This window comes from Nesterenkonia alba DSM 19423 (genome assembly GCF_000421745.1).
GTDB lineage: Bacteria > Actinomycetota > Actinomycetes > Actinomycetales > Micrococcaceae > Nesterenkonia > Nesterenkonia alba.
In genome coordinates this window covers 22,809-43,723 of sequence record NZ_ATXP01000015.1, presented here as the reverse complement: position 1 = coordinate 43,723, position 20,915 = coordinate 22,809, and the positions used below count along the sequence as shown (strand labels likewise).

19 protein-coding genes, 2 tRNA genes and 1 riboswitch are annotated in these 20,915 nt (G+C 64.6%); of the genes, 7 read left to right on the top strand and 14 right to left on the bottom strand.

What is annotated here, in order from left to right; all coding sequences use genetic code 11:
• Positions 1-91: 91 nt before the first annotated feature.
• Positions 92-940, bottom strand: coding sequence for a C40 family peptidase (locus H578_RS0110375; protein ID WP_022873614.1), 849 nt, complete (start codon positions 938-940; stop codon positions 92-94).
• Positions 941-1,390: 450 nt separating this feature from the next.
• Positions 1,391-2,110, bottom strand: a complete 720-nt coding sequence (locus H578_RS0110370) for an iron-dependent transcriptional repressor DtxR (RefSeq protein ID WP_022873613.1) — start codon at positions 2,108-2,110, stop codon at positions 1,391-1,393.
• A 70-nt stretch (positions 2,111-2,180) separates the two neighbouring features.
• Between H578_RS0110370 and serC the strand changes: the two genes are divergently transcribed.
• Entirely contained in the window at positions 2,181-3,296 is a 1,116-nt protein-coding gene (serC, locus tag H578_RS0110365) for a phosphoserine transaminase (RefSeq protein WP_022873612.1), read from the top strand.
• A gap of 4 nt (positions 3,297-3,300) precedes the next feature.
• Here serC and H578_RS0110360 read toward each other — a convergent pair whose 3' ends face one another.
• Positions 3,301-4,035, bottom strand: a complete 735-nt coding sequence (locus tag H578_RS0110360; RefSeq protein ID WP_022873611.1) for a response regulator transcription factor — start codon at positions 4,033-4,035, stop codon at positions 3,301-3,303.
• Between the two features lie 76 nt (positions 4,036-4,111).
• On the bottom strand, positions 4,112-4,345 hold the full coding sequence (locus H578_RS0110355) for a hypothetical protein (protein ID WP_022873610.1): 234 nt from the start codon (positions 4,343-4,345) through the stop codon (positions 4,112-4,114).
• Between the two features lie 62 nt (positions 4,346-4,407).
• Here H578_RS0110355 and H578_RS0110350 point away from each other — a divergent pair, with 62 nt between their 5' ends.
• The gene (locus tag H578_RS0110350) at positions 4,408-4,791 is read left to right on the top strand and encodes a cold-shock protein (protein ID WP_022873609.1); all 384 of its coding nucleotides are present in this window, start codon (positions 4,408-4,410) and stop codon (positions 4,789-4,791) included.
• Between the two features lie 10 nt (positions 4,792-4,801).
• On the top strand, positions 4,802-5,143 hold the full coding sequence (locus H578_RS14765) for a DUF3027 domain-containing protein (RefSeq protein ID WP_022873608.1): 342 nt from the start codon (positions 4,802-4,804) through the stop codon (positions 5,141-5,143).
• 51 nt (positions 5,144-5,194) lie between these two features.
• Here the strand turns inward: H578_RS14765 and H578_RS0110340 are convergent, their stop codons facing one another.
• Positions 5,195-6,910 carry a serine hydrolase gene (locus H578_RS0110340; protein WP_022873607.1) on the bottom strand — a complete coding sequence of 572 codons (1,716 nt, stop codon included), beginning with the start codon at positions 6,908-6,910 and terminating at the stop codon, positions 5,195-5,197.
• Between the two features lie 48 nt (positions 6,911-6,958).
• On the opposite strand from H578_RS0110340, the gene H578_RS14760 reads away from it, so the two are divergent.
• Together H578_RS14760 and H578_RS0110330 are read left to right on the top strand one after the other, a co-directional pair.
• Positions 6,959-8,530, top strand: coding sequence for a sensor histidine kinase (locus H578_RS14760; RefSeq protein ID WP_022873606.1), 1,572 nt, complete (start codon positions 6,959-6,961; stop codon positions 8,528-8,530).
• A gap of 172 nt (positions 8,531-8,702) precedes the next feature.
• Complete coding sequence (locus H578_RS0110330) at positions 8,703-8,993, top strand: WXG100 family type VII secretion target (protein ID WP_022873605.1); 291 nt, start codon at positions 8,703-8,705, stop codon at positions 8,991-8,993.
• A gap of 118 nt (positions 8,994-9,111) precedes the next feature.
• On the opposite strand, the gene groL is transcribed toward H578_RS0110330, so the two are convergent.
• A complete protein-coding gene (gene groL, locus H578_RS0110325) occupies positions 9,112-10,752 on the bottom strand; it encodes a chaperonin GroEL (RefSeq protein ID WP_022873604.1) in 1,641 nt (546 codons plus the stop codon).
• A gap of 284 nt (positions 10,753-11,036) precedes the next feature.
• Between groL and H578_RS0110320 the strand changes: the two genes are divergently transcribed.
• The gene (locus H578_RS0110320) at positions 11,037-12,227 is read left to right on the top strand and encodes a lipid II:glycine glycyltransferase FemX (RefSeq protein ID WP_022873603.1); all 1,191 of its coding nucleotides are present in this window, start codon (positions 11,037-11,039) and stop codon (positions 12,225-12,227) included.
• Positions 12,228-12,283: 56 nt separating this feature from the next.
• Here H578_RS0110320 and H578_RS0110315 read toward each other — a convergent pair whose 3' ends face one another.
• Complete coding sequence (locus tag H578_RS0110315; RefSeq protein ID WP_022873602.1) at positions 12,284-12,931, bottom strand: LytR C-terminal domain-containing protein; 648 nt, start codon at positions 12,929-12,931, stop codon at positions 12,284-12,286.
• 69 nt (positions 12,932-13,000) lie between these two features.
• On the opposite strand from H578_RS0110315, the gene H578_RS0110310 reads away from it, so the two are divergent.
• Positions 13,001-13,693, top strand: a complete 693-nt coding sequence (locus tag H578_RS0110310) for a uracil-DNA glycosylase (RefSeq protein WP_033420591.1) — start codon at positions 13,001-13,003, stop codon at positions 13,691-13,693.
• Between the two features lie 143 nt (positions 13,694-13,836).
• Here H578_RS0110310 and H578_RS14755 read toward each other — a convergent pair whose 3' ends face one another.
• From H578_RS14755 to H578_RS0110275, 7 genes are all read right to left on the bottom strand, one after another.
• Positions 13,837-15,822, bottom strand: a complete 1,986-nt coding sequence (locus H578_RS14755) for a threonine/serine exporter family protein (RefSeq protein ID WP_022873600.1) — start codon at positions 15,820-15,822, stop codon at positions 13,837-13,839.
• A 108-nt stretch (positions 15,823-15,930) separates the two neighbouring features.
• A tRNA-Val gene (locus tag H578_RS0110300) sits at positions 15,931-16,004 on the bottom strand.
• 205 nt (positions 16,005-16,209) lie between these two features.
• Entirely contained in the window at positions 16,210-16,893 is a 684-nt protein-coding gene (locus H578_RS0110295; protein WP_022873599.1) for an SDR family oxidoreductase, read from the bottom strand.
• Positions 16,894-17,071: 178 nt separating this feature from the next.
• Positions 17,072-17,776 (bottom strand): thiaminase II, encoded by a 705-nt coding sequence (gene tenA, locus H578_RS0110290; RefSeq protein WP_022873598.1) that lies wholly within the window; start codon positions 17,774-17,776, stop codon positions 17,072-17,074.
• Positions 17,771-17,889: riboswitch (TPP riboswitch) on the bottom strand. (Overlaps the previous gene by 6 nt.)
• A 408-nt stretch (positions 17,890-18,297) precedes the next feature.
• A complete protein-coding gene (locus tag H578_RS0110285) occupies positions 18,298-19,773 on the bottom strand; it encodes an MDR family MFS transporter (protein ID WP_028464167.1) in 1,476 nt (491 codons plus the stop codon).
• Positions 19,774-19,797: 24 nt separating this feature from the next.
• Positions 19,798-19,870: transfer RNA gene (locus H578_RS0110280), tRNA-Thr, on the bottom strand.
• A gap of 70 nt (positions 19,871-19,940) precedes the next feature.
• Positions 19,941-20,909, bottom strand: coding sequence for a DsbA family protein (locus tag H578_RS0110275; RefSeq protein WP_022873597.1), 969 nt, complete (start codon positions 20,907-20,909; stop codon positions 19,941-19,943).
• Between the last annotated feature and the right edge of the window lie 6 nt (positions 20,910-20,915).

The following is a 20,915-nucleotide window of genomic DNA, read 5'->3' as shown; positions in this document are numbered from 1 at the left end:
ACGTTCGGCTCAGACGCCAGTTGAGACACGTGTGGGGTGCGACCACACTGGCCGCACCCCACACGTTTAAGGTTTCAGGATCGGTGAGCGATCAGCCACCGGGGCGCAGGATCGCGTTCACGCGGTTCCAGCTGCCGTTGTAGGCGTGCATCCGCACACCGGAGCTGGTGGCGGAGATGACCTGGCCGTTGCCGATGTAGATCTCGGCGTGGCCGCGGCCGTTGGAGATGATGATGTCGCCAGGCTGCGGGCTGGAGACGTGCGGCAGGGAAGCCAGCATCTGGCCGGTGCTGCGGGCCGAGAGGGGCTGGCCAGCACGGGCGTAGGCCCAGTTGACGAACCCGGAGCAGTCGAAGCCGGCCGGGGAGGTACCGCCCCAGGCGTAGGGGGCGCCGATCCCGGCGTAAGCGGCGGAGACCACCGAGGAGTTGTTTCCACCGGCGGGAGCGGACTGCTCGCTGCTGGCGGCCTGGGAGGTGCTCTCCTGCTGGGAGGTCTGCTGGCTCTGCGGCTGCTGCTGGGTCTGCTGGGACTGCGTGGAGTCCTGCTGAGTGGTCTGTTGCGACTGCTGCTGAGTCGATTCTTCAGTGGCGGGCTGGGACTGCGACTGAGACCCAGTGGCCGGCTCGGAGCTGACCGCGGGGCGGTCGAAGGTGATCTCGGCTTCGCGGGAGCTGCTGACCGTCACCGGGTTGGACCGGGAGGTGCGCTCAACGTTCAGCTCGGAGGTGTTGACCTGAATGCTGGTGACTTCGCGGCCTTCGCCGGTCTCGGTGGCGTTGGCAGCCACACCGGAGGAGATCACGAGCCCGGAGGCGGCCAGTGCAACAGCTGCAGTGCGGCCTGCGGGACCGGCATTGCCGACGACAGCGCGTGCGAGGGAGTTGCTGCGGTGGGCGCGACGCTCGCGGCGCGAAGCGGTGGCGATGGTATCTGTCACTTGATCTGAAACCTTTCCCTGGTCTGGCGGTTCCGCCGGTGTGGAGGCGGTGCAGCTGGGACGCTGCTCCTCCCCCAGGTCAGTCTGGTGCTGACCGCGGGTTCCCGCCCCCTGCCGTGCGGTAGTTGTGCGGACCTTCTTCTCAATCCGGCTGCAGGGTGGTCACCGGACTGAGTGCTCGGAGCTATTTCGGACATCTGCCCTGAGCACGAGGACGACTTTATAACAGTTCGATATAAATGTCACGTTCAGGTCACGGAGAGTGTGAATCTGACGTGACCCCACCTGGGATCCAGCTGGATCGAACACCCTCTTCTTCCCCGGAATTCCGCGGAAGATGCCGTTACCTGAAAGCGACCGCAACAGTTTGTCACGAACGCGTCACACATGCCAATCGCGTACGTCAGGTCACAGCCCGGCCGTGATCTTGATACCCGGGCCGTGACCTTCTCAACGCGCTTCGTTGATGAAGATGTGCTGTGCCACCTCAAGGGGGAGTTCGACGTCGAAGGCTCCCTCCTCTTCATCGAAGACAGTCAGCAGGGCATAGGCCTCAGTCTGACCGGTGACCCGCACGCGCACCTCGGGTCGGATGCCGACATCGAGCAACTGCTCGAGCACCTCGGGTTCCACCTGGATGGATTCGGCCAGTCGCTGGATCGTCCATTCGGTATCACCGCGCTCGGAGTGGGCTTCGGCGGCATCGCGCAGGGTAGTCCGCGCCAAGGTGGAGGGATGCGGGGTCTGGGTGACCCCGAGTTTTTCCAACCCGGGGATGGGATTGCCGTAGGGGGATTCCACCGGGTTTTCCAGCAGGTCCACCAGCCGGCGTTCGACCCGTTCGCTCATCACGTGCTCCCAGCGGCAGGCCTCTTCGTGAATATAAGGCCACTCCAGTCCGATGACGTCATGAAGCAGACGCTCGGCCAGGCGGTGTTTACGCATGACCTCCACGGCCCGTTCCCGCCCAGCCTCAGTGAGCTCCAATTGGCGGGACTCGGTCAGCCGCAACAGACCGTCGCGTTCCATCCGGGCCACGGTCTGGGACACAGTGGGCCCGGAGTGTTCGAGCCGCTCAGCGATCCGGGCTCGCATCGGCACAATCCCCTCTTCTTCAAGGTCGAGGATGGTGCGCAGGTACATCTCCGTGGTGTCGATCAAATCGGTCACGTCATCGGCTCCGCTTCGAACTAGGATGTGGGCATCGCCCCCATCATCTCACCAAGAGGAGTCCGAGCCTGTGGCCGAGCACATCACCCTTCCCGATGAGCTGCTTCCTTCCGATGGGCGCTTCGGCGCTGGCCCGTCGAAGGTCCGCCCGGCCCAGGTGCAGGCCCTGCAGGCTGCCGGGGGTCAGCTGCTGGGCACCTCGCACCGACAGGCTCCGGTGAAGAACCTCGTCGGCCGGGTCCGTGAAGGGGTGGCCGAGCTGTTCTCCCTCCCCGAGGGCTACGAGGTTATCCTCGGTGTCGGCGGGACTACCGCCTTCTGGGATGCTGCAGTGTTCGGGCTGGTCGATCAGCGCGCTCAGCACCTTTCCTTTGGGGAGTTCGGGGGCAAGTTCGCCAAGGCGACCTCCCAGGCGCCGTTCCTCGCTGAGTCCAGTATCCGCTCCGCTGAGCCGGGCACCCGCCCGCAGCCGGAGGCCGAGCCGGGGGTGGATGTCTACGCCTGGCCGCAGAATGAAACCTCCACCGGGGTGGCCGCTCCGGTGCATCGGGTTCAAGGGGCCGACGACGGCGCCTTGGTCCTCATTGACGCCACCTCAGCCGCCGGCGGGCTCAGCGTGGAGATCAGCCAGGCTGATGTGTACTACTTCGCCCCCCAGAAGAACTTCGCCTCCGATGGCGGTCTCTGGTTGGCGGTCATGTCCCCGGCGGCCCTGGAGCGGATCGAGCGGCTCACCGCTGAACGCTGGGTGCCGGACTTCCTCAACTTGCAGACCGCGGTGGATAACTCCCGGAAGAACCAGACCTACAACACTCCGGCATTGAGCACCCTGGTGACGCTGGATGCCCAGCTGCAGTGGATCAATAGCTCCGGTGGGTTGGGCTTCGCCACCGGACGCACCGCTGACTCGGCTTCCCGGGTGTATCAGTGGGCTGAAGCGCATTCGGCAGCCCGGCCCTTCGTCACCCGGGTGGAGGACCGCTCCCAGGTCATCGTCACGGTGGACTTTGATGACTCTGTCGACGCCGCCGCAGTGGCGGCCACGCTGCGCGCCAACGGGGTGGTCGACGTCGAACCGTACCGCAAGCTGGGGCGCAATCAGCTCCGCATCGCGACCTTCGTCAGCATTGAGCCGGAGGACGTGTCGCAGCTACTGCGCTGCATCGACTACATCCTGACTCAGTGAACCGCTAGTTGTTGAGACCCTGGGCACGCTGGCGGCGCTCCCAGGTTTGCAGCACGTAGCCGACCCCGCGCTTGGTCTGGATAGCAGGGGCCCCTTCGGCACCGGAGTCGATCTTCCGGCGCAGGTAGGAGATGTAAGACTCCACAATGGAGGCATCCCCGTTGAAGTTGTACTCCCAGACGTGGTCGAGGATCTGCTGCTTGGAAAGCACCCGGTTGGGGTTCATCATCAGGTAGCGCAGCAGCTTGAACTCGGTGGGGGAGAGTTCGATGACTTCCCCTTCACGACGGACCTCGTGGGCGTCGTCGTCGAGTTCGAGGTTATCGATGGTGATGACGGCGTCCTCGTCCTCATAGGGTGCGGTGCGCCGCAGGACCGCTTTAATGCGGGCGACCACCTCATCGAGGCTGAAGGGCTTGGTCACGTAGTCATCCCCACCGACGGTCAGTCCGGTGATCTTGTCATCGGTGTCATCACGGGCGGTGAGGAACAGAACGGGGAAGTGTTTGCCGGCTGCGCGCAGACGACGCGTCACGGTGAACCCGTCCATATCCGGGAGCATGACATCGAGCACGGCGAGATCAGGGCTGAACTGCTCGGCGGTGTCGAGGGCCTCACGTCCAGTGGAGGCCGCTGCGACCTCGAAACCGGCAAAGCGTAGAGAGGTGGCCAGCAGCTCACGGATGTTGGGCTCGTCGTCAACGACCAGCAGCTTGGCTTCGGGAGTCTTCTCAGTCACGGCGACCAGTGTTCCCCCAGTTCCTGTGTGTTGACTGGAAGTATCCTGGCTAAGTGGTAAGCGTCGTCGCAGGTGGTCAGCGCACAGCCCGGCGGCTCCGCAGATTCAGCAGCATGTAGCCGATCATCAGCAGGAATCCGACGGGGAAGCCCCACAGCAGCACCCAGTAGAGACCAGGGTGCGGGGTCTGCTCGGCGAAGTAGAGGCCCAACACGGTCAGCAAAGCAAGGAAAGCCACCGTGGTCACAACCACCCCGGTGACCAGTAGCGCCCGGGCGAGGAAGCTGCCGGGGGAAGAATCTGTTGACATAGGGCAGATTCTATCCGCTGGGGGTACCCTGGTATCTGCTCTCAAAGGAGGTAGCAAGCAACGTGCCAACAGGAAAAGTGAAGTGGTTCGACGCCGACAAGGGCTTCGGGTTCGTCACCGGTGACGACGGTGATGAGGTGTACCTGCACTCCTCGGCGCTGCCCTCTGGCGTCGACCGGGTCAAAGCGGGCACCCGCTTGGAATACGGAATCGCCGATGGGCGCCGCGGAAAGCAGGCACTCAGTGTCCGGTTGCTCGGTGAGCAGCCCTCGGTGGTGCGCGCCACCCGCAAACCGGCCGAGGAAATGGGCGAGCTCGTCCAGGACCTGGTGAACCTGTTGGATAACACCACCGGCCAGCTGCGCAAAGGGAACTATCCCCGCCCGGAGCAGTCCCGCAAGATCGCCGCACTGCTGCGGCGGGTCGCCGACGACTTCGACGTCTGAGAGGCTCTCCGTGCCCCGCTACAAGAAAGACGCCCTACTCGCCGAGGCCATCGACACCGCCCGCGCAGCCGTGGAAGACATCGCCGAGCCCGGCCAGATCGGTGAACATCTCAGCACCCACGCCGAGGATGACCGGCTGGTCACCCACCGGTTCGCCGCGCAGAAGCCCGGCTACCGGGGATGGGAATGGTTCGCCACCCTGGCCCGCGCACCGCGGAGCAAAAAAGCCACCGTCTGCGAGATTGGTCTGCTTCCCGGTGCCGGGGCCCTGCTGGCCCCTGAATGGGTGCCGTGGGAAGAGCGGCTCAACGAGGACGAACGTTCCAAGCAGGCCAAAGAAGACACCGCTTAAAGCCACACGGGCGACGTCGTCGTCACCGGTGAGGATCGGTGGCCCTGCGGCTTACTGCAGCCCCATGGCTTCTTCCAGCTCGCGGGTGAGGTCGGCGATGGCCTCCCAACTGGCACCTTCTGTCAGCACCGTGAGGATATAGGTACCCTCGGGGTGCTCGACGATTGCCGTGTCGTGCAACGGGCCTTCGAGGAACCCGACCTTGTTCATCACCTCACCAGTGCTGCCGGCAGGGATCCCGTCGCGGTAGATATTGCGCCCCATCGCCTCGATGAGCCGAGTCTGCCCGGCTGATGAGATCTCCACCTCACCGGTGGCCAGCCGAGCCATGAACCAACTGAGGTCATCGGCAGTGGTCAGCAGATCCGGGGGGCTGAAGCTGGTGTCCTGGGCACCGAGCTCTTCAGCCTCCTGCTCCACCGCCTCACGGCCGATGTGGTCCAGCAGCAGATACTCCGCGCAGGGGTTATCCGACTCGACGATCATGTCCTCGAAGCATTCGGCCAGGGTGCGTCCGCCGGTGAGATGGTCATCCCACTGGAGCTCATCGGCCTCTTCCCGCAGGATCGTGCTGTAGCTGAGCCAGGTCTTATACGTGCTGGCGGCAATGAACTGCTCATCCGGCTGATAGGTGGCACGGCGCTGCTCACCGTCGAGCTCGATGAGACTGACCCCGTAGGTGCCGATGTTCTCCTCGGCGAAGGTGGCGATGACCTCGTCGAGCTCCGGGTCCGTCTCGGCCATGCTGCGGCGCAGCAACGGACCGTCCGGGGCCTGAACGGTCTCGGTGGTCACCACGATCTCAGCCGGATCCTCGGCGGTGGTGAGGTATTCGGCCAGTTGCGCTTCGGCGTCGGCGGCGTCGATATCCGTGGCAGTACCCTCCACCACGTCCAGCACCCCGTAGCTGGCCTCAAAGACCCGCTCCGGAGGGTTCTGCAGCACACCTTCGGTGGTGAGCAGTTCAGTCAGCTCCCCGGTGGAGTCGACGGTGACCTCTAACTGCTCGTCCACACTGAGCCAGGAGACGACCGCCTCACTGGGCAGGGTGAGGGTCTGCCCGTCCACGGTGAGTTCGGCGGGCAGACGACTGTTGATGGTGGCGGCCAGCTGTTCGGCCTCCTCGTCGGAGATCTCCGGGGCGATGGGATCGAGGTCAAGCTGTATCGGCTCGGGAGCCTCCGGGGCGGGGTGGGCCTGTTCGGCCAGGGTGGTGGCGACATCGGTGAGATCACACTCCCAACCGGATTGGCCGCCTACTGCGGTCACCTGGTCACCCGCGGGTTCGATCGTGGCGTTGACCGGTTCAGCCTGGCAGTTCTGGCCGAAGGTCTGCCGGGCGAAGTCCTCGGCCTCCACGGTGATCTGTGGGGCAGTTGGGGTGCCGAAGCGCCCAGCCCATAGCAAGGAGGTGGGCACTGCCCGCAGCCAGCGGTACTGCAGTTGTTCGACCTGGGCGGTCACGTCCACCTGGCCGCCGAGTTCGGCGAAGGTTGGGGTGACCAACGGTTCGTTGTCCCCGCTGAAGTGCACCGGCACCGGTGTCTGAAGGTAAGCGGATTCGAGGGTTTCGGTGATCTCCTCCGAGGTGGCGCTGCCGACGTCGACCCCGTCTACCTGCGCGAAAGGCGCCGAACGGTCCCAGGGGTAGAGCAGTTGTACGGCCATGACCACCACGAGCACTCCGGCCAGTGCTAGTGCCAGCCACTGCCGGGCCGAAAGGATACCTCTGGTGCGGTGCGGTGTGCTGCCTCGCGGCTGGGTCATCCCTCTCCCTCGGGCGGTAACTGGACCATGACCTTTAGACTAACGGCCATGGTTCGTGGTCTGCCGGCGCTCATCTCCCGCACATGGCGCAGAACCTCTTTGCGCACTCAGCTGGTGACCATCACCACGCTGTTGCTGCTGCTGACCCTGGCGGTGACCACGTTCGTCTCCGCCTCCCTGTTCCGCCAGGAGCTGATCCGCAATATGGATGAGGAGCTGGCGGCCAACGCGCAGAACGTGGCCAACCACCTGATGTGGCAGCAGGACGTCAACGCCCCGGACCCGGAGGTCCACAGTTCGGTGGTGCGCTTCCACGCCTGGATGCTTGACGCCGAGGGGGAACCTATTCCGGGGATGACGACTCGCTGGCCCTCAGAGACCCAGGACTCCCCCGAATTCCCCCGGCCGGATATTGAACAGGCCCGGGAGATGTTCGGGGAGACCTTTGAGGTCCCCGGCACGCAGGACGATTCCAGCGGTTTCCGGTTGCAGGTGCATCCGCTGACCAGCGGGGAGGGCACGCTCATCATCGCGCTGCCGATGAACCAGATCGAGACCTCGGCGACGCGGTCGGCCTTCCTGGTGGGCACCATCGGGCTACTGGCGACCCTGGGGGCAGCGATCATCGCCTATTCACTGGTCACTCGCGCCTTCAGACCTTTGCTGCGGGTGGAGAAGACAGCCGCAGCCATTATCGAGGGGGACTTCTCCCAACGTGTGCGCACCACCGCACCCCCAGAGACGGAAATCGGACGGCTGGCGACTGCGTTGAACGTCATGCTCGAGCACATCGAGGAGGCCTTCGAGGCCAAGACCGCCTCCGAGGAGAAGATGCGGCGGTTCATCCAGGATGCCTCCCACGAGCTGCGCACTCCCCTGGTGACGATCCGCGGGTTCTCCGAGCTGTACCGGCACGGCGGGTTGGACGATAACCCCGATGCCGTCGGTGCGGCCATGGGCCGGATTGAGTCAGAAGCGACTCGGCTGGGCGATTTGGTGGAGGATCTGCTGACCCTGGCGCGGCTGGATGAACAGCGTCCCCTGGAGAAGAAGCCGCTGGATCTGAACATCATCGCCCACGAGGCGGTCATGGATATGACCGTCAACGCCCCGGACCGGCAGGTGAAGGTCATCGGACTCGATGGCGGGGCCCCAGCTCCAGCACCGGTGATCGGCGATGAGTCCCGGATCCGTCAGATCGTCACCAACCTGGTCTCCAATGCGCTGCGCTACACCCCCGAGGGCAGTCCGATCGAGCTGGCGGTGGGCACTCACAGTCTCATCGAGGGCAAACCGGAATCAGTACTTCAAGTCCGGGACCACGGCGAAGGCATCAGCGCCGAAGATGCGGAGAAGATCTTCGAGCGGTTCTACCGGGCGGATAATTCCCGGCACCGGGAGACCGGGGGAACGGGGTTGGGTCTGGCCATCTGCGCGGCCATCGCAGCCCAGCACGGGGGCAGCGTGCGGCACTCGGAGACCGAAGGCGGCGGGGCGACCATGACACTGCGCCTGCCGATGGACGAGTGCGAAGACAACCAGCACGAGGACGAATCCGAACTCGACGACGAGGATATTGAGCAGATGCGCGCTGCCGCGCTCGGCACCCGGCAGTCTTAAGCGCCTGGGGTTTTCCACAGCAGTTCTCCAGCGCACGACGACGCGCCGGCGCCTCCACACTCCCCTGGAACCTCCCTGCCCACTGCCGTGGATCTTCCTAGGCTCCTCTGGTGTGAGAAGTTCTCACCGCATCCTGACAGCACGACGAGGTTGAGAGGAAGGATTCGCTCCGATGGCTGTGTTCCAGATCGACACTGGTGACCTGCTGGCCAAGAGCCAGAACGTAGAAGCGACCCTGAGCCGTATTCAGTCCGATGTGAACTCTATGGAGGCCCAGCTGCGGCAGCTGCAAGAGACGTGGAAGGGATCGGCCTCGGTGGCGTTCCAAGATGTGCTGACCCAGTGGCGTGCCACCCAGGCGCAGGTGGAGCAGTCCCTGGCCAGTGTGCGTCAGGCGATGGCTGCCGCCTCCAGCCAGTATGAGGAAACCGAAATGGCCAACACCCGCATGTTCGGCCAGTAACGGGCACTCAGCCCACCCCGAGGGGCACACATAGATCCCGGGGGCACACATAGATACAGCAAGCCCCGCCGATTCTTCCAGTCGGCGGGGCTTGCTGTACCAAGCGTATGGGCGGTTCTTACATCATGCCGCCCATGCCTCCCATTCCGTCCATGCCCTCGGCGCCAGCACCGGCGGCCGGCTGCGGCTCAGGCTTGTCCGCCACCACGGCTTCAGTGGTGAGGAACAGGCTGGCGATGGAGGCTGCGTTCTGCAGTGCGGAGCGAGTCACCTTCACCGGGTCGGCCACACCAGCGGCGAGCAGGTCCTCGTACTCGCCGGTGGCGGCGTTGAGGCCCTGGCCGGTCGGCAGGGACTTGACCTTCTCGGCGACCACACCGGCTTCGAGACCGGCGTTGACGGCGATCTGCTTCAGCGGAGCCTCGACCGCGTACTTCACGATCTTGGCTCCGGTGGCCTCGTCGCCTTGCAGGGTGAGGTTCTCGAAGGCGCGGGCGCCGGCCTGGATGAGGGCCACACCACCACCGGCGACGATGCCCTCGTCCACGGCGGCCTTGGCGTTGCGCACAGCGTCTTCGATGCGGTGCTTGCGCTCCTTGAGCTCAACCTCGGTGGCAGCACCGGCCTTGATAACGGCCACACCGCCGGCGAGCTTGGCCAGGCGCTCCTGGAGCTTCTCGCGGTCGTAGTCGGAGTCGGTGTTCTCGATCTCCGCCTTGATCTGGTTGACCCGGCCGGCGATCTCGTCGGCGTCGCCAGCACCCTCGACGATAGTGGTCTCGTCCTTGGTGACCACGACCTTGCGGGCGGTGCCCAGCAGGTCGAGGGTGGCGTTCTCCAGCTTCAGGCCGACCTCTTCGGCGATGACCTGACCACCGGTGAGGATGGCGATATCGGCCAGCATGGCCTTGCGGCGGTCACCGAAGCCGGGGGCCTTCACGGCCACGGACTTGAAAGTGCCCTTGAGCTTGTTGACCACCAGAGCGGCCAGGGCTTCACCTTCGACGTCCTCGGCGATGACCAGCAGCGGCTTACCCGACTGCATGACCTGCTCAAGGATGCCGAGGACATCCTTGACCGAGGAGATCTTGGAGTTGGCGATGAGGATGTAGGGGTCCTCCAGCACGGCTTCCTGACGCTCGGCGTCGGTGACGAAGTAGCCGGAGAGGTAGCCCTTGTCGAAGCGCATACCCTCGGTGAGCTCCAGCTCGAGCCCGAAGGTGTTGGACTCCTCGACGGTGATGACACCTTCTTTGCCGACCTTGTCCAGGGCCTGGGCGATCAGTTCACCGATCTGCTTATCAGCAGCGGAGATGGAGGCGGTGGCGGCGATCTGTTCGGTGGTCTCCACTTCCTGAGCGGAGGAGAACAGCTGCTCGGTCACAGCCTCGACGGCCTGATCGATGCCGCGCTTGAGCCCCATGGGGTCAGCGCCGGCGGCAACATTGCGCAGGCCTTCCTTGACGAGGGCCTGGGCCAGCACCGTGGCGGTGGTGGTCCCGTCACCGGCGACGTCGTCGGTCTTCTTCGCGACCTCCTTGACGAGCTCGGCACCGATCTTCTCGTAGGGGTCCTCGAGTTCGATCTCCTTAGCAATGGAGACACCATCGTTGGTGATGGTGGGGGCGCCCCAAGACTTCTCGAGCACCACGTTGCGGCCGCGGGGTCCCAAGGTGACCTTGACGGCGTCGGCGAGGGCGTTCAGCCCCCGCTCAAGACCCCGGCGGGCCTCTTCGTCGAATGCAATGGTCTTAGCCATATCGGCACGTGTCCTTCCTGGACTGTGAGTCTTCGATCATTCCTGCGTAAAGGTCGAACCTTGGCAGATGCCCGCGACGGACGGCCCCCGCCCGGGCGTCACTCCGGGCGTTGGATGTGGGCCTCATCTGCTCGGTTCCTCGTTAGCAGTCTCGACATCCGAGTGCTAACTCATTATTAGCACTCAGAGGGGGTGAGTGCAAGATAATTCGGGGTTCTCCGGGACGGACACTGAGCGGGTGGGAATCCCTGGGACCGGGTGTGCCAGGCGGTAGGCTGAGCGGCGTGAGTGGCACCCCTTTGAACTCCGCAGGCGTTGAGGTCCGACCGATCTCCGCCGAGCAGCACACCGACTTCCTCGCCTCCTACCGGGAGGCCAGTTTCCTGGAGAACCCGCGGTGGGCGCAGGTGAAGACTGAGTGGGATCACCACTCGATGGGCATCTTCCTCGGTGGGGAGCTCGTCGGGGCTTCCCTGGTGCTGGGGCGCCGGTTGCCGATTCCGGCGAAGACCCCGGTGCTGGGGGCCAAGCGTTTCGTCTATCTACCGAAGGGCCCGGTAGTGGATACCTCCCGGGTACAGCTGCCTGAGGTGCTGCCGGCGGTGGTGGAGTACCTGGCCGCCACGGGGGCTTTCCTCATCCGCATGGGAGTCCCCGGAGCGGTGCGCCGGTGGGATGCCCAAGAGGTACGCCGGGCGCTTTCGGCCGGTGAGCATCAGCACATCAGCCAGTTGGAGCCTCTCGAGGTCGATGAGGACATGCTGGCCTTGGCTGACCAGCTGCGGCAGCTGGGGTGGAAGCCGCCGGTGGAGACCGATGATTTCGAAGCGGGGCAGCCCCGTTTCCAGGCGCGGATCCCGTTGGAGCCCGCTGCTGATCCGGGTGATGAGGATGCGGTGGCCGCCGGTGTGGAGGCTGCCCTGGCGCGGATGGACCAGACCTCTCGCCGGCAGACGCGCAAATCGACCCGTTCGGAGCTGAATATTTCGGTGGGTACTGAGGCGGATCTGCCGGCCTGGCAGCGGCTCTCTGAGGAGACTGCGGAGCGGGATGGGTTCACCACCCGGCCGATGGATTACTTTGAGCGGATTCATCGGGCGATGAATGCCTCTGAGATCAGTGAGTGCAAGCTGCTGTTGGCCCACTATGAGGATCAGTTATTGGCCGCTGCGTTGTATGTTCGCCAGGGCGCCTTCGGCTGGTATGCCTATGGGGCCTCGTCGTCGCAGGAGCGGAAGCGGTATGCTCCGCGGCGGCTGCAATTGCAGCAGATCGAGGATTCCATTCGTGCCGGTTGTCATTGGTATGACCTGGGTGGGCTGACTCCGGCGTTGGATCCGCAGCACCATTTGGCGGGGCTGACACGGTTTAAGACCACCATGGGCGCGGATGTGGTCCAGACCCTGGGCGAGTGGGATTTCGCGGTGGACCGTGTCCTCACCGCGGGGTTCAACGCGTACATGGCACGCCGCTGAGGTCAGCGCTGGGCTAGCGGAGCTGGTGGCTCTTCAGCGCGGTGCCGGCGTCGTGCTTATCCGCCGACTTCGTAGTCGGCGGGCAGATCGTATTCGGGGCCGACGACGACGACGATTGTCGACCAGTTGCCGTTCTCCACGACGGAGTCGATGCCGAGTTCGGCGGCAATCTCTTGAGCGTGCTCTTCTTCTTCGGCGCTGGGGTACATCACTACGGGGGTGCTGATCTCTCCCCAGGCGCCGAAGTCCCAGTTGATCGGTTCCTCACCGACGTTGAAGCCGGCCTCGGCGAGGGTGTCGTGGAGGTGGTTGGCTGAGCCGGTGGGGGCCCCGGCGTTGACGCCGCGGACTTCGGGGAGGTCTTCGGTCTCGGCGGGGGTGTCGTCTTCGCCGTTGTCCTCCTCGGTGCCTTCTTCGCCGTTGTCTTCGGGGTCACCGTCGGGGTCTTGTTCTTCTTCGGTGGTTTGGGTGTCGGTGTCGTCTTCGGCGGTGGGTTCTTCTTCCCCGGCGAAGAGCGGGAGGATCACGTAGGCGAAGATCACGATGACGGCGACGGCTGCTGCGGCGAGGCCGATCCACGTCCAGGGGAGGGATCCGGCGGCGGCTTTGCTGCGGCCGACGGCACCGGCTTCGCGGTGTTTGCCGATCTCGTCCGGCCGGTAGGACGGGACGTCGTCGAACTCATCGTGGGGGTACTGGCTCATGCCGCCATCCTACGCAGGGTGGGCAGGAAAGAAGGGGATATCCGGCCGGGGGCTTTAGAGTATGTGCCCATGGCTCTCAACGATCACATCTCTGCGCCGCTGGATCCGGGGTGGGAGCGGGCTTTGGCCCCGGTGGAGGAGCATTTCGCCACTGTGCGGGCGGAGTTGATCCGGCGGCGAGCTGCGGGGGAGCATATTTTGCCGGCGCCGGAGAATGTGCTGCGGGCTTTTCGGCAGCCGTTTGAGCAGGTGCGGGTGCTCATCATTGGGCAGGATCCGTATCCGACGCCGGGTCATCCGATTGGGTTGTGTTTTGCGGTCGATGCCCAGGTCCGTCCGTTGCCGCGTAGTTTGGTGAATATTTTTGCGGAGTTGGAGTCGGATATGGGGATTGCTCCGAGCACTCATGGGGATCTTTCGGCGTGGACCCGGCAGGGGGTGTTGTTGTTGAACCGGGCGTTGACGGTGGCTGCGGGCAAGGCGGGTTCGCATCGGGGTATTGGGTGGGAGGCGATCACCGAGCGGGCGGTTGAAGCGCTGGTTCAGCGGGGCACTCCATTGGTGTCGATTCTGTGGGGTTCCCAGGCGCGGCAGTTGAAGCCGGTGCTCAATCGTGGGGAGCACACCCGGGTGTTGGAGGCCCCGCACCCATCGCCGTTGTCGGCGCACCGGGGGTTCTTTGGCTCTCGCCCGTTCTCGCAGACGAATGCGTTTTTGGAGCAGTTGGGCCAACCGCCTGTGGACTGGAGAGTCGAGCAGTGAGCTGAGCGCGCATCCCTTGCGGTCCTCCCGTCCGGCCCTTCTGAGCGGCGCTGTGCGAAGTAGCTCGCAAGGGAGGCGATTGAGCTGGGCTTGGAAGCCCAGCGATTGAGCCGAGCGCAGTCCAGGTGCCCGCAGAAAACCGTTCAGCGGCGGCGCGCGCGGGAACGTTCGTTGGACTGCAACCCTGAGGTGAGCGGGCGCATGACGACGTCGCCGAGGACGATGCCGGCGGCGATGGCCATGATGATGATGAGGGCGTTGAAGAGTTCGAAGAGCCCGCCCATCATGGAGCCGGGGGTGTTTTCGATGGCGATTTGGTACATGCCGCGGAAGACCATGAGCCCGGGGAGCATGAACATCATGGCGGGGACGGCGACGACGAGTTGGGGGGCTCCGAGGCGGAGGGCAATGACGCGGCCGAGGGCTCCGACGACGAATCCGCCGATGACGGGGGTGAAGCGGTCGCCGAGGCCGATGAGTTCACCGAGGTAGAGAGCGCAGAACCCGAGGGCACCGACGGCGCCGGTGGGGAGGATGAGAATGGGGCGGGTTTGTTCGACGATGGCTGCGGCGCTGCAGGCGATGAAGACTAAGACGATGAGCAGCACCGGCGGGTAGATGCGGGTGAGCCCTTGGGCGAGTTCGGTCTGGACGATGCCGATCATTTCGGCGAGGACGACTGCGGACATGATGCCGGAGGTCATACCTGCGAAGGCGATCATGGATGAGACGATGCGGCCGGCCGAGGTGATGGGGAAGCCGTTGATGGCGTCTTGGAGGGCTCCGACGATGCGCACGCTGGGCAGTAGGATCATCAGCCCTCCGGCGGTGACCATGGAGGGGGTGATGTCGGCGTCGAGCGCGAAGGCGATCATGGCGAAGGCGGAGGCGATGAATCCGCCGGCGGCGAGGGTGAAGAATTCCGGGACGCGCCAGGCGGTCAGTTGCCGGGTGGCCCAGAGCACCACGATGGTGGCGGCGAAGCCGGCGGCGGCGTCGGGAACGGGGGCACCCAGGTAGCTGGCGAAGAAGCTGGCGAAGATGGCACCGCAGAAGGTGACTAACCACCGGGGGTAGGGCTTGGGTTGCCGGGTGATCTCGGCGAGGCGTTCTTCGGCTTCGCTGCGGGTTAGCCGCCCGCTGGTGATGTCGGTGACCAGCCGGTGCACGGCGGAGAGAGCTTGGAAGTTTGATGACCAGGATCGGACCACGCGCACCCGGGAGTAGGGGATCTTGCCTTCGGGTGCCCAGTTGAGGCTGATGGACTGGTTGGTGATGTCGACGTCGGTGTTCTTCATGCCGAAGGCGGCGGTGACCGCGATGATGGAGGTTTCGACTTCCAAGGCCCCGGCACCGTAGCGGAAGAGCGCTTCCCCGAGGTCGAGGACGAAGTTGATGGTTTCGAGCTCGTCGCGGTATTCGACGGGGTTCTCGACTTGGGCGGGGTTTTCGTAGGGGGTTCCGGCGAGCCGGTCGACGATGGATTCCTGCCCGGTGACCGGCCGGTCGGTTTGCATGATCTTGTTGAAGACGTGCTGTGGGTTGACGCGGCGGTCGAAGACGGTGCGGTCGAAGATCTGTCCACCACGGAACTGGTCGCCGAACTTGGGTTTGAGCCAGGAAGGCCGCAGCACGGAACGACGACGCAGCGGCACCCTGGGCAGCGGGGTGGAGGGTGCCGAGATCGGCAGGGAGACGTTGCCGGTGGTGGCTGGCGGCACGGTCGGAGTGGAACCGGTGGTGGGTTTGGGTTCGGCGGATTCGGCCAGGGAGAAGTCATCGCTGTAGGAGTGCCGGGCGGCTTGGGTTTCGGCGGCTTCTGCTTCTTCGGCGGCGCGGGCGGCGGCTTCGGCGTCGTACTCTTCCCATTCGAGGGTGGCTTCTTCGGCCGCGGACTGCCAGGAGGAGGCGATCGAGCCGGTGAGGGTTTTGACGAAGCCTTCTTCGTCGTCGGGCTCATCGGCGGCATCGGAGGGCTTGACCACCGGGATCATGGTGGTATCGACGGAGGGCTCGGAGATTTTGGGATCGATCGGCTCGGATTCGTAGCCGGTGAGACCTTCTGCGGCATCGGCAGCATCTTTCCGGGATGCGGAATTCTGCGAGGGAGTGCGCTCCTGGTCTGCCATGGTCCCTCCCGTGGATCAGCTCAACCACAGAAAGACCCGCGTCTGCGGGCCGTCATGTCGGTGTCCTGCGATGGGTGTGCCGCGACGTGCGGCGGAGAAATACTGAAGTGGATCCGAATGGACTCGAACCATCGACCTCTCGCGTGTGAAGCGAGCGCTCTAACCAACTGAGCTACGGATCCGGGAACCTGGAAATCTTAGCACCGAACACGCCTCAGCGCGAAGAACTCAGCCGGCACAACTCCATGACCAACGCCTCATCCTGCCCGGTCGTGATGCCATGAGCTCCCACGGCAGGCGCTCATAGCCGACTCCAGACGAGCTGAAGCGAGTTCGACCCCAGGCTCTCAACGGGTTCGGGCCCGGGCGCCTGAGGTCCCGGGCTCCTTAACTGATGGCTTCGGCGATAGGCGAGTCGCCGTCGAAGAAGTTGACCGTCTGGCGCACTGCGGCCTGGTTGACCAGCACGTGCCGGATCACCTCGGCCACATTCTCCCGTGAGGTCTCGGTGGATCCACCCTGGGACGTGGTCGCCGAGGCTGCCTGTGCATCAGTGGTCATGATCCGTCCGCTGGCTGGTTCCAGTGTCAGCTTCCCGGGTCCCAGAATCGTGTAGTCCAGGTCGGTGCCGCGGAGGTAATTGTCCGCGTGGTGCTTGGCCTCAGCGTAGGGGTAGAAGGAGCTCGAGGGATCCAAGGTGTGGATATCCACCTCACTGCGGGCGTAGGAGACCATGATGTAGCGCTTCACTCCGACTCGCTGGGCGGCGTCCATGGTGCGGATGGCAGCCTCGTGGTCCACAGCCTTGGTGCGGGCCGGGTTACCACCGCCGGCCCCGGCGGAGAACACCACCGCGGAGGCACCGGCGAACGCCTCGGCCAGAGCGTCCGTAGCAGCGTGTTCAACGTCTAAGACCACAGGTTCGGCTCCGGCGGCCCGGACGTCTTCGGCGTGGTCGGGATTACGGATGAGGGAGACGACGTCGTACCCGGATTCTGCGAGTTTCGGCGCGGTCAGCAGTGCGACTTTCCCGTGGCCGCCAACGATGACGACTTTCTGCTGTGTGCTCATCTGAACCTCCTTGGTCCGCCAGTGACCTCACCCCGTGCACCGTTGAAGTGGCCGGGCGGGTGTTTTCGCCATGCGGCAGGCATAACGTCCGGCTCCGTGCGGTATTCCCGTCCGGGCTAGCCCGCGGCGAGGGGCCCGGGGTCACGAGGCCTGTAATACGGACCGTGGCAGCCAGGGCCTAGGGGAAGGTCTGCGGATTCCCGGCGGCGTCGAGCCCCATCTGCCAAAACGCGGCTTCTAAGCGGGTGGAGGCAGCGAAATGCCGGGTCAGCTCACCGAACCGGGATTCGGCGAAGGTCCGTTCTGCCAGCGCGTCCATGTGCTCAATCGCGGCGCGGGCGCTCTGCTGGTACTCCTCACCGGCATACTCGCTAATCCACTCGGCGTAGGGGTGGTCCGGGTTATCTTCCACTGCGGGTGCCAGTCGCGCCCCGATTTCGGCGTAGCCGACCACACAGGGGGAGAGCGCCACATGCAGGTCGAGCAAGTCTCCACTGAGGCCGGCATCGAGCACGTAGCGGGTGTAAGCGACGGTGGCCTGATGCTCGTCTGCGGCGTTGAGATCCTCACGGCTCAGCCCCCAGCGGGCGCACAGCCGCACGTGCAGTTCGGTCTCCCCCACGATCGCGGCCAACCCGTCCTGGGCGGCCGTGATATCAGCCAGGGTGCGGGATTTATAGGCCGCCAGGGCGTAGGCGCGGGCGAACTGAATGAGGAAGAGATAGTCCTGTACCAGGTACTGCCGGAAAGCCGCTTCAGGGAGGGTGCCTTGACGCATCTGCTCCACGAAGCTGTGGTGGGTGTAGGCCTGCCAGTCCTCCGCGGCGGCGTGTTTGAGCCGGGCGAAGAGCGTGGACTGTGTCGGCGACGTCGTACTCGTCATGCAACTCACCGTTCCTCTCGCCGGTATGAGCCGGATCAGGTTCCAGGGTTGCCGCGCTGCGTGCTGCACCAGCGGCCTCTCAGCCCCTTGCCGGGACACCCCTCGGTCGTGGCTCGAACGTAACACACCAGCGATGTGACGAAATATGTCAGGCGCAAAGCGTCACGTTTTCCCAGGTCAGAGGCCGATTATGAGCACGACGACGACGTCTCCAGTATTTCGAAAGATCGACCTTCCCTAATCTGCCGACTCGCGTGTAAGGTAGTACTCACTTGGGTGCGACACGAGCGGGGCTCGCCTGGTGCGGGCGGGCCCCGCTTCCCCAGGGAACATGTCACCGGCATGTCCACGGTCGCGGGCAGGTGCGGCCCGGACCGGTAGTTCTCCCGTGACCCGCACGCCAGACAGCGGGCACATGCGGAGCTTCATCACCACGCAGTTGAAAACACAGGATGAACACGAAGGGCCCGGACGATGATCAGTGCATCGTCTGGGCCCTTCTGCTGCGTCAGCACGCCGGCTCAGTGACGGGCTGGCTCCGGGGCGGAAACCGCCTCAGATCCCTCAGCTTTCGTGGCCCGCAGGGTGAAGCTCAGCAGCAGAGTGATGAGACTCAAGCCTGCGGCCGTGCGGAACGCGGTCCTGAAGCCCTCCACGGCGGCGGCTTCCGCAGCCAGACCGTCTGCAGCGGCTGCGGCTGCACCAATGCCCATCACCGCCACAAGCGCAGCGGTACCAATGGCTGCAGCGAGCTGCTGCAACGTATTCAGCAATGCCGAACCGTGGGAGTACAGCGGGGCAGGCAGCGGGTTCATCGCCGTGGTGAACGCCGGGGTGAATAGCAGCGCAAGCCCACCGGAGAGCAGCAGGTGCAGGGCAAGGACCAACCCAATCGCCGTCGTCGGGCTCAGCAGGCTCATCAGGAACAGGGAAACCACCAAGATGAGCGCTCCGGGCACCACGAGCGGACGCGGGCCCACCCGGTCGTAGAGCCGACCCACAATGGGGGCCATCAGCGCCATGAGCAGCCCGCCCGGCAGCATGATGAGACCGGTCTGCAGAGTGTCCAGTCCGCGGACCTGCTGGAGGAACAGCGGCAGGATGATGAGGGCCCCGAACAGCGCGATCATCATCAGCAGCATCATCACCAGCGCACGGGTGTACTGCGTGTACGTGAAGGGCTTGAGGTTCAGCAGTGCGGTGTCCGACTTCTGCAGCCGCACCTGCAGCAGAGCAAAGGCCGTTAAGCACACCACCCCGGTGATAAGCACCCCGATGGCCACCAGGTCCACTTCCGGTCCACCGAGAGCAGCGTCGGGATCCTCCACATCGGCGGCTCCGTGCCCGCCGCCAATCTGACTGATCCCGTAGACGATCCCACCGAAGCCCGGCACCGCCAACAGCAGTGAGGGAATGGACAGCCGTTTGCCGGCGGTGCCCGCCTGGGTGGACAACCGTGGCCGGCCCAGCAGCAGCGCGACGACGGCGATAGGCAGGATGGTCAGGAACATCCACCGCCAATCGGCCACCCAGAGGATGAACCCACTGAGAGCCGGTCCGGTTGCCGGAGCCACCGAGATGACGATGGCGATATTGCCCATCACCACCCCGCGGCGCTCCAGGGGCACCAGGGTCAGCACAGTGGTCATCAGCAACGGCAGCATGATCGCGGTCCCCGCGGCCTGGACCACGCGACCGGCCACCAAGAAGGAGAAGCCCGGGGCAATGGCACACAGGGCGGTGCCCAGGATAAACAGGGCCATCGCCACGGTGAACACTGTGCGCAGGCTGAACCGCTGGATGATGTACCCGGTGGTGGGGATGACCACCGCCAGGGTGAGCATGAACGCTGTGGTCAACCACTGCACTGTCGGTTCGGAGACGGCGAACTCGTCCATCAGCGGCGAGAGCGCCACGTTCATGATGGTCTCGTTGAGGATCATCACGAAGGCGGCGACGAGCAGCGCCCCGATAGTGAATTTGTCCTGGCGCGGCATCTTTCTCTCTCTATAAGACTTCTGAGCCCCCTGCCGGATTCGAACCGACGACCTACTGTTTACAAGACAGTTGCTCTACCAGCTGAGCTAAGGAGGCCTGACGCGAAAGCGCCAACACCCTATCCTACAGCTGCGGCAGCGGGGAGTGAAACGGTGGCGAGGAGCCCTTATTCGGCGTCGTCGTCCTCGGTCGTCTCCTCGGCGTCTGTCTCCTCGTCAGCGTCAGTTTCGGCCTCATCGGCGTCTTCTTCAGCTTCTTCTTCGAGCTCATCGGCGTCGAGGTCCTCGCCGATCTCCTCACCGTATTCACCGACAGCCTCCAACAGCGGGCCAATGAAGTCCAGCCCGTAGTTCTGAGAGTCGTCGATGAACACTGAGGGGGTGCCCAGCCCGCCACCGAAGCGTTCATCAGAGGCGGCGACCTCACTGGCCACGTTGTGGGTGTACGAGGCGAACGGCCGGAAGGTGCCCTCCTCGATGCACTCGGAGATATCGACGTCGTAGGCGTTGCGAGCCACTGCGGCGAGGGTCTCGTTATCCGCCTCCGCCTGGGCGTAGGTGGAGGTGATGTGGGTCAGGTAGGACTTGTAGTTCTCCGGGGATTCCTCAGCCATGCAGGCGATCGCGTTATTCGCCCGGAAGGAGTAGTTGCTCTGCGAGGGAACCACCGCCACAGTGCGATACTCCAAGGTGATGAGCCCGTCGTCGACCAACTCAGCCATCGTGTCGGCGTACTGCTCTTCCATCTGCTGGCAGACCGGGCAGCCGGGGTCGGTGTAAATGATGACATGCGGGGGTTCGCCCTCTTCCCGAGGGGTGGTCCCGATGCCGTCAGTTTCAGGCAACTCATCGGCGTCGATCGTGCCTAGGTCGTCACCCTCAGCGATCTCCGTGGAGGACGTCAGGGTGATCCCACCGTGCTCATTGGCCACCGCGGGAGCCGGGCCCTCGGTGTAGTTAGCACCCTCACCTTCGCGAGCGACCACCCACCAGAACAGTCCACCGATGACAGCCACAGCCAGGACAGTGACGATGACCGGCAGCACCAGGGAGGCCCGCTTCTGGCGGCGCTCCTGCTGCTGCTGGAGCTTACGTGCCCGCTCACGGGCGGAGGACGTCTCAGTGTTGCGCGCCATAAATGC